The following is a 14,232-nucleotide window of genomic DNA, read 5'->3' as shown; positions in this document are numbered from 1 at the left end:
TGTCAGAAGCTGAAATCGACCTTGGTCCAGAAGGTCCTGCCTGGCTCGTTCACCGGCTGTGGATCTGTGGCCGGGTAGCCGAACCCGGCGTTCCCGGCCAGGTTCAAGTGCTCGGCGTAGGTGTTGTCGAACAGGTTGTCGACCCCTGCGCTGAGCTTGAGGTTGTTGTTCACCTTGTAGGCACCATTGAGCGAGAACACACCAAAGCCCGCGCTCTTTTCGTAGTCCTTGCCGACCACGTTGCCTTGGTTCTCGGCGATGCGGTCTTGTGCGGCCACCAGCCGCCACAGCGCACCCACACTCCAGACGTCGCGGCTGTAGGTCAGGCCCAGGCGGCTTTCCAGGGGCGGCATTTGAGGTAGCGCTTTGCCATCACTGCTGTTCTTGCCCCAAGCGTAGGCCAGGGTTGCGTCGGCCTTCCAATTTTCGCTGAGCTTGTAGGCCGCGCCCACTTCGCCGCCCATGATGCGGGCGTCGATGTTCTGGGCCTGGGACGTGCTCATGCCCATCATGCCGGTGCGGTAGTCGAACAGGATGTAGTCACGGATCTGCCCGACATAACCCGATGCCCAGGCTTCGAGGCGGGCGTCACGGTACTGGATGCCGAAGTCGAGCTGGGTGGTCTTTTCCGGCTTGATGCCGTCGAAGGCGTTCGCTGCGCCGGCTGGCGCCAACTTGGGCGAGAACAGCTCCCAGTAGTCGGGGAAGCGCTGGGCGTGGCCGAGGCCGACGTAGGTGGTGGCGGGGATGGCCGCCAGGTCATGTTCGTAACGGACGAAACCGCTGGGCAGGGTGTCTGCGCGGGTGTCGCCTTCGGTGGCGCTGCCTTTACGGAAGTCGCGGGCCGAGGCGCGGTCCAGGCGGGCGCCGGTGATCAGCCGGTCCTCGTCACTGACGTACCAAGTCAGCTCACTGAAGGCACCGTAGTTATGGAAATCGGCATCCTTGGTCCAGGCCTGGCCTTTGTGCGCATCGACGCCCATGCCGCCGCGCTGGCGGTGTTCGTTGGTCTGCGCATCGATACCGCTGACCAGTTGCACGTCGGCCCAGCGCCAGGTCGCCTTGACCCTGGCGCCCATCGTACGGCGGTCGACGTTGCTGACCATCGGCATGCCCATCATGCCGCTGCCCGAGGGCGTGCGCAGGCTGTAGTTGTCCATCACGTGGTCGGCGTAGTTGTAGTAGACCTGTGCCTCGACCTTGTCGAGCACCTCGCCAAGGTTGGACTTCTCGAAGCGCAGCCCAAGGCTTTCACGCTTGAACTGCGAGCCGTCCATGCCACGCCCGGCATAGCGTGCTTCGCCATCGCCCTTGCCCGCGGTGAGTTCCAGCAGGGTGTCCTGGTCGGGGGTCCAGCCGAGGGTCACATCGCCGTTCCATTTGTCCCAGCGCGAGGGCACGGTGTCATCGTTGCCGTCGTGGTAGTCGTCCGAGCGCGACTGGTTGCCGACGAAGCGGGCGTAGGCCTGGCTGTTGCCTGCGGCGGCGTCCAGCACTTTGTCGAAGCGGCCATTGGAGCCGGCCAAGAGGCTTGCGTTGACGCGGCTGCCGAGGGTGCCGAACTGTTCGGGCTCACGCTCGAAGAGGATGGTGCCGGCCGAACCGCCAGGCCCCCAGATCACGCTTTGCGGGCCTTTGATCACGGTCAGGCGGTCGTAGGTTTCCGGCGAGATGTACGAGGTGGGGGCATCCATGCGGTTGGGGCAGGCGCCCAGCATGACGCCGCCATTGGTGAGGATGTTCAGGCGTGAACCGAACATGCCGCGCAATACCGGGTCGCCGTTGGTGCCGCCGGAGCGGATGGCCGAGAAGCCGGGGATGGTCTTGAGGTAGTCGGCCCCGTCGCTGGCCGGCACCGGCTGGCGAGGGTCTTTCGGGTTGGTGACAACGGTCAGCGGCGAGCTGGGCACCACCGCAGTGATCACCGTTGGGCTCAACTCGGGTGCGTCGTGCGCGTGGTCAGCGTGGCCGAGGTCGCTGGCCAGGGCCACCGGCGCGAGCAGCGAACCGCACACGGCGGCGATGGCCCCACGCAGGGACAGGGCAAAAACAGGGGTGCAGCCGGACATAATGATTCCAGTCGATCAGTCATGAGTGGGCGCGAAGCCTCCTGGCTCCGTGCGAACAATGGGTGTTCAGACGCTGATCGAGGAAGGCGGTGCGCGGCTGCGTGCGCCAGGGAATACAGCCTGCCGGGCATGCCCCTGGTGCGTGGCGGCAGTAAGGTGGGTGGTGGGTACTACGATGCTGGCACTGAGCGGGCTGAGGGTTTGTGGCAGTGCGGGGCAGTTGAACAGCAGGCTGCAGTAACCGCACTTTTCCCACATCACATGCAATTGGCCATCGTCACCGTGGCCGTGATGCGAGTCGGCGCCATGCTGATGCCCGGTGGGCATCGACATTTCCATCGGCATGTTCATGCCGGCGTGGTGATCCATCGGCATCGACTGAGAAATCAGCGGGCCGATGAAGATCATCCACATGGCGAACAGGCTCAGCCAACCGCCACCGACGCGCCTGCGTTCAGGGCGGGTGGTACGGCTGAGGCTGTTGCGCGGCAGGCTCATGGCGAGTGCCTGTCAGCTAATGGTCAGTGCGCGTGTTCGTGGGCCTGGGGCGTTCCCGAGGGCGCCTCTTTCTGCACGGCGACTTCGACGGTGACGTCACCGGCTTTTTCAAAATGCAGGGTCAGCGGGAAACGCTTGCCGTCGGTGAGCAGGCTGCGGTCTTTAGGCTGCATCAGCATCACGTGGTAGGCGCTGGGGGCGAAGGTCACCTCCTTGCCAGCGGGCACTACCACGTTGGGCACCTGCTGCATCTTCATGGTGCCGCTGGCCGTCATGGCGTGCTCGTGCAATTGGGCGTCGTCGCTGATGGGGCTGTCGACACTGAGCAGACGATCATCCGCCTGGCCATTGTTGTGCACGACGAAATAGGCGGCGACGTTGGGTGCATTCGGTGGAAGTTGCAGCGACCAGGGGTGCGCGATGTGCAGGTCGCCCACGGTGTATTCATGGGCAGTGGCGAAGGCGCTGGGCAGCAGCAGGGCAGCCACGACGAGAGCGTGCTTGAGCATGGTGAGTCTCCGATCTGTTCAGGTTCAGGCAGACAGCGTGAGCAACTCAGACCAAAGGGGAGGCGCGGGGGTTGAGCGCGGGCCATAGCTGGCGCGGCGTGGGTTGGTAATCGGCAAGCTGCGGCGAGTACCCGGCGTGCAGGGGCGGCGGGTTATGCAGCTGTGGCGGATAGCCCGGCAAGGCCAGCAGCGGGGCGGCACCGGAGCAACACCAGCAGTTCATCATGCTGGCGCTGTCATCGCTCTGCGGGCCGAGGTCGATCTTGGCCAGGGCCTGGACGTCTACCTTGGCCTTGTTGGCCATGCTGGAACAGAACGCCCCCCACAGCAACTGCTCGGCCGGGCCCTTGGGCGCGGCAGAGGACAGCGGCATGGCCAGCAGGTTGAACAGCACTGCTAGGCAGGCTATCCAGGCAATGTGCCGACGTGGGGGCATGGAGAGATCCGGTCAGGAATCGTGGTGGCTATTGTAAGGCGCAGTATAGGTAAAAAAGGTGGGGTGCGGTGAAGTGACGCAGTTGGCGGGGGGGGGTGGGGCTGCTCTGCAGCCCATTCGCGGGGCAAGCCCGCTCCCACAGGGTGTGGGAGCGGGCTTGCCCCGCGAATGGCCGCAGAGCGGCCCGGCAATCTCAAACCTTGTTGCGGCCCATCAAGCCGCGCACGGTTTCTTGCAGGTCGGCCGGCAGCACCACGACTTTGGCATTGTCGCTGCTGGCCAGGTTCTCCATTGCGCCGATGTACCGTTCGCCCAGCAAGTACATGGCCGGCACGGTCTCGTTACCCACCGCGTCCTTGACCAGCGAAATCGCCCGCGCCGAAGCCTCGGCCAGGTTGATTTGCGCCTCGGCGTCCAGCTTGGCCGATTGCAGGCGCGCTTCTGCCTCGAGGATCGCGGCCTGTTTGGCACCTTCGGCACGGGTCACGTCGGCTTTACGCTCACGCTCGGCGGCGGCCTGGCGCTCCATGGCCAGTTGCATGTTCTGTGACGGCTTGATGTCCTGAATTTCTACCGAGCGCACAGTCACGCCCCAGTCTTCGGTCTGTTCGGACATCGCTTCGCGCAGGCGTGCCTTGATCTGTTCACGGCTGGACAGGGCCTCGTCCAGGTCCATGGCACCGACGATGGCGCGCAGCGAGGTCATGGTCAGGCTGGTGACGGCGAAGGAGAAGTTCTGCACGCCGTAGGAGGCCTTCTGTGGGTCGACCACTTTGGCGAAGCACAGGGCATTGGCGACGATCACCGCGTTGTCTTTGGTGATGATTTCCTGCTCTTGCACATCGAGGATGATGTCTTTGGTGGGCAGGCGATAGGCGACCACGTCCACGTAAGGAATGACGATGTTCAGGCCGGGCTTGAGGGTGTTGTTGTAGCGGCCCAGGCGCTCGACGATCCACTCTTCGCCCTGAGGCACGATACGCACCCCCTTGAACACGGTGATCAGGACGAACAGGGCGAGGGCGCCCACGACGATAAGGCTGGTCATGATACGAACTTCCTTTTAGGACGGATTCAGGCCCGGATGACGCGGGCGGTGTTCCCTTCGATGGCGGTAAGGCGCACGCGCTCGCCGGATGGAATGTCAGTGTCGGCGACGCAGGTCCATTCCTCGTTGCCGAGGATTGGCTTCTGGAAACGCACGCGGCCTTTCTGGAACTCGGAAACGCTGGCGGTCAGCAGGCCGACTTCGCCAATCACGCTGTCGGCTGTCCAGCGCACATCCGGCTTCTTGTTCCGGAACACCTTGAACCACAGCGCAGTGGTGACTGAAGAAAGCAGCACCCACAGCAGCATCTGCATATCCAGTTGCAGGCTGGGCGCGGCGAGCGAGATGAGCGAAACCAGCACGGCGCCGATGCCGAACCAGAGAATGAAGAACGTGGGCAGGACCAGTTCGAGCAGGATCAGCGCGATACCGAAGACCAGCCATATCCACCATTGCATGTCCATATGAATGAAGCCTTCTGGGGGAGAGGGCTGAAGTCTAAGGCAACGGAGCGAGCAAAGGCCATTCGAGTGCGACCGCGTGAAGCGGTGGCAAAGTCGATAGGCGCTGTAGGACAGCAGAACTAACCGTTACGCTGTCAGGGCGAAACGAGCCAGTCTTCAACCCTTAGACCGGGTACTCGTTGAAACTCGCGCACATTGTTAGTCACCAAAATTAAGCCAAGCGCTCGGGCATGCCCGGCAATCAGTTGGTCGTAAGGACCAATGGGGGTCCCTGATCTGGCCAATTCCGCACGAAGCTGGCCACTGTGCTCAGCCGCATGGCTATCGTAATCGAGTACTTCAAGGCGCGCGGCAAAGCCCTCGACCACCGAGAGATTGCGCTCAGGATGATCCGACTTCTCAGCGCCGTAGATCAGTTCCATCAAAGTGATTGTGCTGATCGCCAATTGACCGTGATGGCGATTGAACGCTTCGCGGACGCGTTGCGGTTTATTCTTGATCGTGAAAATGCAGATATTGGTGTCGAGCAGGTACCTGAGCATTAAAAACCTTCACGTTCCTGGTCTGCAGGTTGGTCACGGCTGGCCATGTAATCCGCGCTTGCAGGCTCACTTTCGAACCAGCTGTCCCATGATTCACCAGCAGGTGTGATGATGCGCGTACGCCCAACTGCAACAATATCCACTCGGGTGATGCCATCGGGAAGTGCGACGGATTTTGGCAAGCGGATGGCCTGGCTGCGGTTGCTTTTGAAGACAGCACCTTGCTCCATGATGGGCCTCCTAGGGTAGCGACAATGTGTGACAGAAGTTTAGGTTGCATGTCGTATATGTCAATGGGATATACGTCATGACTGGCGAGCAGTCAAAGCGTCAGCCTGGCAAGCAACGCGTCTGAGTGAATGAATGTCTCATCGACCACCGGCAGTTCCGGCCGCCGCAGGATCAATACTGGTATCCCTAGCTCCCGCGCCACGTCCAGCTTGGGCTCGGTCGCCACGCTGCCGCTGTTCTTGCTGATCAGTACGTCGATCTTGCGGCGCGCGAACAACACACGTTCGTCTTCGATTCGGAATGGCCCGCGTGCGCCGATAACCTCGCAACGTTCGTTACCGGGGCAGGCCTCCAGTGCGCGCAAGGTCCAGAACTGATCCGGCGGGATCTCTGCCAGGTGTTGCAGCGGCTCGCGGCCCAGCGTGAACAGCGGTCGCCGGAAAGGCCCGAGCGCCTCGATCAGCCCCGCCCAGTCGTCCACCTCGCGCCAATCGTCACCCGGCTGAGCCTGCCAGGCGGGGCGGCGCAGCGCCCAGCAGGGGATACCTGCACGACGTGAAGCGAGGGCGGCGTTGCGGCTGATCTGCGCGGCATAGGGGTGGGTGGCATCGATCAGCAGGGTAATGCCCGCCTCGCGCAGGTACTGGGCAAGGCCTTCAGCACCGCCATAGCCGCCGACGCGCACCTGGCAGGTCAGGTCCTGCGGTACGCGGCCGATGCCTGCCAGGCTGTAGACGTGCTGCGGGCCCAACTGGCGGGCGATGGCCAGGGCCTCGGTGACGCCGCCCAGCAGCAGGATGCGCGCGCTCATTGCACACCTGCCTGGCCGACGATGCCGCCTTGGCGGTCGATGGCGAACACCTCTACCTGCACCTGCGGCGGCACCACGCTGCGGGCGAAGGCCAGCGCGTGCGCGCAGACGGCGTCGCCCAGGGCGATGCCTGCGGCATGCGCCAGCGCCAGGGCTTGCTGGCTGGTGTTGGCGGCGATGATCGCGGCCTGAAGGTTTGCGTCGGCGCCGATATCCGCTGCCCAGCCGGCCAGCTGCGGCAGGTCGATGCTTGAGTGGCGGCTGTGCAGGTCCATGTGCCCGGCAGCCAGCTTGCTGATCTTGCCGAACCCCCCGCACACGCTCAGGCGGTGTACCGGCACCTTGCGCAGGTGCTTGAGCACGGCGCCGACGAAGTCGCCCATCTCGATCAGGGCGATTTCCGGCAGGCCGTAGACCCGGCGCATGGTGTCTTCGCTGGCATTGCCGGTGCAGGCGGCGATGTGCGTGTAGCCGTTGGTGTGGGCCACGTCGATGCCCTGATGGATCGAGGCGATGTAGGCCGCGCAGGAAAACGGCCGGACGATGCCGCTGGTGCCCAGAATCGACAGCCCGCCGAGGATGCCCAGGCGCGGGTTCATGGTTTTCAATGCCAGCTGTTCACCGCCCTGAACATTGACCGTGACTTCGAAACCGCCGCGGTAGGCGCACTCGTCAGCCAGGCGTTGCAGGTGTTCGCCCATCATGCGCCGGGGCACTGGGTTGATCGCTGGTTCGCCCACCGCCAGTACCAGCCCCGGGCGTGTCACGGTGCCGACGCCTTGGCCTGCGACGAAGCGGATGCCGGGCTCTGCCAGCAGGCGGACCTGGCTGAACAGCAGGGCACCATGGGTCACGTCCGGATCGTCACCGGCGTCCTTCAGCGTGCCGGCTTCGGCATATTCGCCATCGCGGCGGCAAAACTCCAGGCGCATCTGCACGACCTTGCCCTTGGGCAGGGTGATGCTCACGGCGTCGCTGCAGACGCCGGTCAGCAGCAGGCGCGCCGCCGCGAGGCTGGTGGCGGTAGCGCAGCTGCCGGTGGTCAGGCCGCTGCGCAGGGGCGCGGGCTGCTCGTGGGTTTCTTCACGCATTGAGGGGCTTCACCACATCGAGCAAGGTGATTGGCAGTGCCTGGCGCCAGGTGTCGAACGTGCCCAGCGGCTGTGCATGGGCAACATGGATGCGGGTCAATTCACCACCGTGTCGCTCGCGAAAGTGCGCCAGGGCCAGTTCGCTTTGCAGGGTGACCGCATTGGCCACCAGTCGCCCGCCGGGGCGCAGGCGCTGCCAGCACAGGTCGAGCACGCCTTCACGCGTTACCCCGCCACCAATGAAGACCGCGTCGGGCTGCTCAAGCCCTGCCAAGGCTTCAGGCGCTTTGCCACGGACCAGTTGCAGGCCGGGCACGCCCAGCGCATCGCGATTGTGTTCGATAAAACCCTGGCGCCCTTCGTCGGCCTCGATGGCTAGCGCACGGCAGGCGGGGTGGGCGCGCATCCACTCGATGCCGATCGAGCCGCAACCCGCGCCCACGTCCCACAGCAGCTCGCCGGGCAGGGGGGCGAGACGGGCCAGGGTGATGGCGCGGACATCGCGCTTGGTCAGTTGGCCGTCGTGCTGGAAGGCGCTGTCCGGCAGCCCGGCGACCCGCGGCAGGCGCGGGGCATCGGGCGCGGCGAGGCACTCGATGGCCACCAGGTTGAGCGCTGCAACCTGGGTGTGAGGCCAGTCCTGGGCGGTGCCCGCCACTTCGCGTTCATCTGTGCCACCCAAGTGTTCGAACACACGCAGGCGGCTCGGCCCAAAGCCACGCTCGCACAGTTGTGCGGCGATTGCTGCTGGGCTGTCACCGTCGTTGCTCAGTACGAACAGGCGGGCGCCACTGTGCAGGTGTGCATTGAGCGCCGCCAGCGGCCGGGCGACCACCGACACCACCTGCACGTCCTGCAGCGGCCAGCCGAGGCGGGCGGCGGCCAGTGCACACGAGGAAGGCATCGACAGCACTCGCATCTCGCTGGCGGGCACCTGGCGCGCCAAGCTGGCACCGACGCCGAAGAACATCGGGTCACCGCTGGCCAGCACGCAGACCGGTTCGCCGCGCTGGGCGAGCACGGGCGCCAAAGAGAAAGGGGTTGGCCAAAGCAGCCGCTCGCCGACCACGCAGCGTGGCAGTAAAGCCAGTTGGCGCGGGCTGCCGAAGATCTGCGAAGCGCCCAGCAGGGCACGCCGGGCCTGCTTGCCAAGGCCATTGAAGCCGTCTTCGCCGATGCCTACTACTGTCAGCCAGGGTGCCATGTGTTTCAATCCGCCATTTCTGAGGCCGCTTCGCGCCCCGGGTAAACGATAAGCTCGACCACCGGCTTTTCATGCCGCCGGACAAAGCAGGCATAATACCGCGCCTTCTACACTCAAGCGCACTTTCACAGATTGCCGGACACCCCTTTGAAGCAGGCCCATGCCCCCGACGTTTCACCTCGCCCCTCGGCCTGCCCGGGGTTGTGGCGCATCGTCAGTGCCCGTGATGGCGGCATTTGCCGCATCAAGCTGCCGGGTGGCCTGCTGCTGGCCGACCAGGCCGATGCCGTGGCCGAGGCCGCCGAGCGCTTTGCCGGTGGCGTGATCGAGGCAACCAACCGCGGCAACCTGCAGATTCGCGGTATTGGCAGCGACCACCAAGGCCTGATCGCCAGGCTGCTCGCGGCAGGCCTGGGCCCGCGCGAAGCCGCCGGTGACGATGTGCGCAACCTGATGCTCAGCCCGCTGGCCGGGCATGACCCTGCCATGTTGCTGGATGCCCGGCCGCTGGCGGGGCAGATCCTCGACCTGCTGGAAGGCACGCCGCGGTATCACCAGTTGTCGGCGAAGTTCGCCGTGCTACTGGACGCCGGCGAAGGCCTGGCGATGCTTGAGCACCCGCATGACCTGTGGCTCTCGGCGCTGCCTATCGGGCAGCGGACGTGGCTGGCGTTTGGCCTGGCGGGCTGCCCCGCCGATGGCCAGGTGCTCGGGGCGGTGCCGGTGGAGCAGGGCCTGGCCCTGGTCCGTGCGGTGCTGGAGCGCTTCCTTGACCTGGCCGCTGTGGACCAGTCGCGCATGCGCCAGTTGCTCGAATGCTATTCGCCTGCGGCGTTCGTCGAAGGGCTCGGCCTGGACATCCGCCGCGATGCCGCCGTGCTTGAATGGCGCCGCCCGACACGCCAACCCGAGTGGCTGGGTGTGTTGCCACAAGCCCACGGTCTCGCCCTGGGCGTTGCTCCGCCGCAGGGCCGCTTGACCCCCGAGATGCTGCGGGGTGCCGCGCGCATCGCCCGGCACCAGGGCGACGGCAGCCTGCGCCTGAGCCCTTGGCAAAGCCTGGTGCTGACCAATCTCGACCCGGGCCAGATCACGCAAGCCCAGGGCGAGTTGTCCACGCTGGGCCTGCTGTGCCACAGCCACGAGCCACTGGCCCGCATCAGCGCCTGCACCGGCAGCAGTGGCTGCGCCAAGGCACAGGGCGAAACCAAGGCCGATGCCGTGGCTTTGGCCGCGCTGCTGGGCCCTGGCGTGCCGGGCAGCGTGCACCTGTCCGGGTGCCCCCGATCCTGCGCCGTGGCCCATATTGCCCCGGCCACCTTGCTGGCCCGTTCACCGGGCCGTTACGACCTGTATGTGCGCGATGCGCGCCTGCCGGGCTTCGGCGCCCTGCGTGGCATCGACCTCACCTTGAACGAAGCAGGCGCCATGCTCGACCTGCCGACGGAGCACCTTGATGATTGACTACATCCGCGATGGTCAGGAGATCTATCGCAATTCCTTCCGGATCATCCGTGAGGAAGCCCGACTCGAGCGGATACCCGCAGACCTCGAAAAGCTCGCCGTGCGCGTGATCCATGCCTGCGGCATGGTCGAAGCCATCGACGGCCTGCAGTTCTCCGAAGGGGCCGGCCGCGCCGGCCGTGAAGCCCTGGCCAAGGGCGCACCTATCCTCTGCGATGCGCACATGGTCGCCGAAGGCATCACCCGCGCGCGCCTGCCCGCCGACAACAAAGTGGTCTGCACCTTGCGCGACCCGAGCGTGCCTGGCCTGGCCAAAGACGCCGGCAATACCCGTTCCGCCGTGGCCCTGGAGCTGTGGCGGCCGTACCTGGAAGGCAGCGTGGTGGTGATCGGCAACGCCCCGACCGCGCTGTTCTACCTGCTGGAGATGATCGACGCCGGCGCCCCCAAGCCTGCGCTCATTCTCGGCTTCCCGGTCGGCTTCGTCGGTGCGGCCGAATCCAAGGCCATGCTCGCCGCCGACAGCCGTGGCGTGCCGTTCGTGATCATGCAAGGCCGCCTGGGCGGTAGCGCGATGGCCGCCGCCGCAGTCAACGCCCTTGCCACGGAGGTGGAATGATGGCGCCACGTGGACGTCTGCTCGGCCTGGGCGTAGGCCCCGGCGACCCTGAACTGATTACCGTCAAGGCGCTGCGCCTGTTGCGCGAGGCGCCGGTGGTTGGCTACTTCGTGGCCAAGGGCAAGCGCGGCAATGCGTTCGGCATCATCGAGGCGCACCTGCAGCCAGAGCAAACCTTGCTGCCGCTGGTCTACCCGGTCACCACCGAGGCCCTGCCGGCACCGCTGTCCTATGAACAGGTCATCAGCGACTTCTACGATGAAGCCAGCGTGCAGGTTGCCGAGCACCTGGACGCCGGCCGCGATGTGGCGGTGATCTGCGAGGGCGACCCGTTCTTCTACGGCTCCTACATGTACCTGCATGATCGCCTGGCGCAGCGCTATGAGGCTGAAGTGATTCCTGGCGTCTGCTCGATGCTCGGGGGCGCCTCGGTGCTCGGCGCGCCGTTGGTGTACCGCAACCAGAGCCTGTCAGTGCTGTCGGGCGTGCTGCCGGCCGAGGAGCTCAAGCGGCGCCTGGCCGATGCCGATGCGGCGGTGATCATGAAGCTGGGCCGCAACTTCCCCAAGGTGCGTGATGTGCTGGCCGAACTGGGCCTGGACGGGCGTGCGCTGTATGTCGAGCGGGCGACCATGGCCAACCAGAAGATCGTGCCGCTGGCGGACGTCGACCCCCTGTCGTCGCCGTACTTCTCGCTGATCATCGTGCCGGGTGAAAAATGGCAGGGATGAGCATGCACAAGGCACCGGCAATCGTCATTCTGGGGCCAGGTAGCCTGGCCACGGCGCAGCGTATCCAGCAGCGTTATCCACAGGCGGTGATTCATGGCCTGAGTGGCCGTGTCGAGGGCGTCGATCAAACGTACGCCTCGTTTGGCGACACCCTGCGCGCGCTGTATCAGCAGGACACGCCGATCATCGCCTTGTGCGCCGCCGGTATTGTCATTCGCAGCCTGGCCTGCGTGCTCAGCGAGAAAGGCGTCGAACCGCCCGTACTGGCGGTGGCCGAGGATGGCAGCGCAGTCGTGCCGCTGCTCGGTGGCCTGAGTGGTGTAAACGTGATGGCGCGCGAAATTGGCGAGACATTGGGCGTGGCGGCTGCGATCACCACCAGTGGCGAGCTGCGTTTCGGCACCTGCCTGCTGAACCCGCCACAGGGCTATGCCCTGGCGGATATCGAGCAAGGCAAGCGCTTTGTTTCCGACCTGTTGGCCGGCGAGACGGTGCGCGTCGAAGGGGCTGCGCCGTGGCTGGATCAGGCGCAGTTGCCTGCCAGCGAATCGGCCCGGCGCACGATTCATGTCGGCCATCAGGCACGTGCGAGCAGCCGGGACGAGTTGCTGATCCACCCGCGTTCGGTGGTGGTGGGCGTCGATACCGCAGACTTGCAGGGCATTCGCGCAGCGCTAAAGGACGCGGGCATTGCCGAGCAGTCGTTGGCCTGCCTGCTGGCGAGCGAGCACGCCATGGCCGATGCCGCCTTGCACGAGGCGGCGCAGGCGCTTGGTGTGGCGCTGCGTTTCGCGGCCAAGCCTGGCGACCTGCGTGGCATGGTGGCCCAGGCGCTGCCTGACGCGCAGTTGATCGAGCAGGCCAATGCCGTCATCGCAGTGGCTTCGGCACCGGTGGATGCCGAACGGATCGGCCGCCGCCGTGGCCGCCTGGCGGTGATCGGCCTCGGCCCTGGCGCTGCCGAGTTGATGGTGCCGGCGGTCAAGGCAGAGCTGGCACGCGCCCAGGACATCCTTGGCTACGAAACCTACGTGCGCATGGCCGGGCCGTTCCGTGCAGACCAAGTGCAGCATTGCACCGACAACCGCGAAGAGATGCAGCGTGCTCGCCACGCCTTCGAGCTTGCTGCACAAGGGCGCTCGGTAGTGGTGGTGTCGTCGGGTGACCCGGGTGTCTTCGCCATGGCCGCCGCCGTGCTCGAAGCGCTGCACGCCTCCAGCGACCCGGCCTGGCAGCGGGTCGATCTGGAGATCCTGCCGGGTGTTTCGGCGTCGCTGGCCACCGCCGCCCAGGCGGGGGCGCCGCTGGGGCACGACTTCTGCGTGATGTCGCTGTCGGACAACCTCAAACCGTGGTCGGTCATCGAGCATCGCCTGGACCTGGCGGCCCAGGCCGATCTGGTTCTGGCGTTCTATAACCCGATTTCCCGCTCGCGGCCTTGGCAGCTCGGGCGTGCGCTGGAGATCGTGCGACAGCACCGTGATGGGAACACGCCTGTAGTCCTTGGCCGCGACATTGGTAGGCCAGGGCAGACACTCAAGGTGGTCTCCTTGGCCGAACTGGTGCCAGAAATGGTCGACATGCGCACCATGGTCTTGCTGGGTTCTTCCACGACCTGTCAGTTCCCCAAGGCCGATGGCACCCCGTGGGTGTACACGCCGCGTTGGTACCCGAGCGCCGAGTGAGGCGCCGAGGGAACCCGTTCATGCCTGTACCGCGGTTGTTTGCAGCTTAGGGTGAAGGCCCCTCGACGATACCCGTCGGGGGCCTTCAAGGATTCTGCACATGACCGATGTAAGCACTAACAGCATTGCCGTTGTCGAACAATCGCTTCTGGCGCTCAGCGCTGGCATGTCGGCGCAAAGCCGGCGTGATGCCAAGACCACCTTCCAGTTTGCCTCTCGCGTGGCGTCCAAGCTGCATGATCGCGATGGCGAATCCGAGGCCTGGTTCAACAAGTTTCTGGAAGTGATGCGTACGCTTGGCTGGGTTGCTGGCAAGCGTTCTTACGAGCGGGATTATGACCAGAGCCGATCGCTGACCTTGGGCCCGATTGCCTTCAAGGTCGCTAGCGCTGCCGGTAAAGCACTGCTCGGTGGGCCAGTAGGCGAAGCCATGGCCAAGCTGGCGGGCGATGCTATCAGCGCGTTGGGCAATATCGAGGAAGCGCAGCAGGTCTACCAGCAGAACGTCAAAAAGCATCCAGTCTCGACGACGGGTCTTGGGGCCTGCATCGAAACGCCTGAAGGCGAACTGTTCATGCTGGTAAACGCATTCAGTGCCTCACCGAGCGAAAACGACCTGAATACCACGGTGTTCGAATGGAAGAGTTCGAGCAAGGACCGCTACTGTGGCTCGGCCGTGCTCAGCTTTAACGACGTGGTTTACACCGACGCGGTGCGCGCCTCGGTCGAGAAACGCTTGATCGACAAGGCCGTCAAGGCAGCCAGTGAATTCGACATTTGATATTGAACGGGGCTTTCGGGCCCCGTACTTCTTTCTGTGTGTTTGAAAT

General features: G+C 65.0%; 16 protein-coding genes. 5 read left to right on the top strand and 11 right to left on the bottom strand.

Going from position 1 to position 14,232, the window contains the following annotated elements; genetic code table 11:
• Window positions 1-2 precede the first annotated feature (2 nt).
• From ACMCNM_RS24940 to cbiE, 11 genes are all read right to left on the bottom strand, one after another.
• On the bottom strand, window positions 3-2,069 hold the full coding sequence (locus ACMCNM_RS24940) for a TonB-dependent copper receptor (protein ID WP_412765617.1): 2,067 nt from the start codon (window positions 2,067-2,069) through the stop codon (window positions 3-5).
• 66 nt (window positions 2,070-2,135) lie between these two features.
• Entirely contained in the window at window positions 2,136-2,567 is a 432-nt protein-coding gene (locus tag ACMCNM_RS24935; RefSeq protein ID WP_412765616.1) for a DUF2946 domain-containing protein, read from the bottom strand.
• A gap of 23 nt (window positions 2,568-2,590) precedes the next feature.
• Entirely contained in the window at window positions 2,591-3,076 is a 486-nt protein-coding gene (locus ACMCNM_RS24930; protein ID WP_027592577.1) for a copper chaperone PCu(A)C, read from the bottom strand.
• A 46-nt stretch (window positions 3,077-3,122) separates the two neighbouring features.
• On the bottom strand, window positions 3,123-3,512 hold the full coding sequence (locus ACMCNM_RS24925) for a DUF2946 domain-containing protein (RefSeq protein ID WP_027592578.1): 390 nt from the start codon (window positions 3,510-3,512) through the stop codon (window positions 3,123-3,125).
• A 193-nt stretch (window positions 3,513-3,705) separates the two neighbouring features.
• Window positions 3,706-4,560 (bottom strand): SPFH domain-containing protein, encoded by an 855-nt coding sequence (locus ACMCNM_RS24920; RefSeq protein ID WP_027592579.1) that lies wholly within the window; start codon window positions 4,558-4,560, stop codon window positions 3,706-3,708.
• 26 nt (window positions 4,561-4,586) lie between these two features.
• Window positions 4,587-5,024 (bottom strand): NfeD family protein, encoded by a 438-nt coding sequence (locus ACMCNM_RS24915; RefSeq protein WP_027592580.1) that lies wholly within the window; start codon window positions 5,022-5,024, stop codon window positions 4,587-4,589.
• 134 nt (window positions 5,025-5,158) lie between these two features.
• Window positions 5,159-5,566, bottom strand: coding sequence for a type II toxin-antitoxin system tRNA(fMet)-specific endonuclease VapC (gene vapC / locus ACMCNM_RS24910; protein ID WP_027592581.1), 408 nt, complete (start codon window positions 5,564-5,566; stop codon window positions 5,159-5,161).
• Complete coding sequence (gene vapB / locus ACMCNM_RS24905) at window positions 5,566-5,796, bottom strand: type II toxin-antitoxin system VapB family antitoxin (RefSeq protein WP_085272331.1); 231 nt, start codon at window positions 5,794-5,796, stop codon at window positions 5,566-5,568. Before vapB ends, vapC begins: the two co-directional genes overlap by 1 nt.
• Window positions 5,797-5,888: 92 nt before the next feature.
• Window positions 5,889-6,608 (bottom strand): cobalt-precorrin-6A reductase, encoded by a 720-nt coding sequence (locus ACMCNM_RS24900; protein WP_412765615.1) that lies wholly within the window; start codon window positions 6,606-6,608, stop codon window positions 5,889-5,891.
• Entirely contained in the window at window positions 6,605-7,699 is a 1,095-nt protein-coding gene (locus ACMCNM_RS24895; RefSeq protein ID WP_412765614.1) for a cobalt-precorrin-5B (C(1))-methyltransferase, read from the bottom strand. Before ACMCNM_RS24895 ends, ACMCNM_RS24900 begins: the two co-directional genes overlap by 4 nt.
• The gene (gene cbiE, locus ACMCNM_RS24890) at window positions 7,692-8,903 is read right to left on the bottom strand and encodes a precorrin-6y C5,15-methyltransferase (decarboxylating) subunit CbiE (RefSeq protein ID WP_412765613.1); all 1,212 of its coding nucleotides are present in this window, start codon (window positions 8,901-8,903) and stop codon (window positions 7,692-7,694) included. Before cbiE ends, ACMCNM_RS24895 begins: the two co-directional genes overlap by 8 nt.
• Before the next feature lie 132 nt (window positions 8,904-9,035).
• Here cbiE and cobG point away from each other — a divergent pair, with 132 nt between their 5' ends.
• From cobG to ACMCNM_RS24865, 5 genes are all read left to right on the top strand, one after another.
• Window positions 9,036-10,367 (top strand): precorrin-3B synthase, encoded by a 1,332-nt coding sequence (gene cobG, locus ACMCNM_RS24885; RefSeq protein ID WP_412765612.1) that lies wholly within the window; start codon window positions 9,036-9,038, stop codon window positions 10,365-10,367.
• The gene (locus tag ACMCNM_RS24880) at window positions 10,360-10,986 is read left to right on the top strand and encodes a precorrin-8X methylmutase (RefSeq protein WP_027592587.1); all 627 of its coding nucleotides are present in this window, start codon (window positions 10,360-10,362) and stop codon (window positions 10,984-10,986) included. Before cobG ends, ACMCNM_RS24880 begins: the two co-directional genes overlap by 8 nt.
• Window positions 10,983-11,717: a precorrin-2 C(20)-methyltransferase gene (locus tag ACMCNM_RS24875; protein ID WP_186702372.1), complete on the top strand. Its 735-nt coding sequence runs from the start codon at window positions 10,983-10,985 to the stop codon at window positions 11,715-11,717. Before ACMCNM_RS24880 ends, ACMCNM_RS24875 begins: the two co-directional genes overlap by 4 nt.
• Window positions 11,718-11,719: 2 nt before the next feature.
• Window positions 11,720-13,402, top strand: coding sequence for a precorrin-3B C(17)-methyltransferase (gene cobJ / locus ACMCNM_RS24870; RefSeq protein WP_412765611.1), 1,683 nt, complete (start codon window positions 11,720-11,722; stop codon window positions 13,400-13,402).
• 100 nt (window positions 13,403-13,502) lie between these two features.
• On the top strand, window positions 13,503-14,183 hold the full coding sequence (locus ACMCNM_RS24865) for a hypothetical protein (protein WP_412765610.1): 681 nt from the start codon (window positions 13,503-13,505) through the stop codon (window positions 14,181-14,183).
• The last annotated feature ends 49 nt before the right edge of the window (window positions 14,184-14,232 follow it).

It is taken from the genome of Pseudomonas sp. NGC7 (assembly GCF_047159675.1).
In the GTDB taxonomy this organism is placed as follows: domain Bacteria; phylum Pseudomonadota; class Gammaproteobacteria; order Pseudomonadales; family Pseudomonadaceae; genus Aquipseudomonas; species Aquipseudomonas kermanshahensis.
Note: the sequence above shows the minus strand (reverse complement) of the source record. Positions and strands in the feature narration are given on the sequence as shown.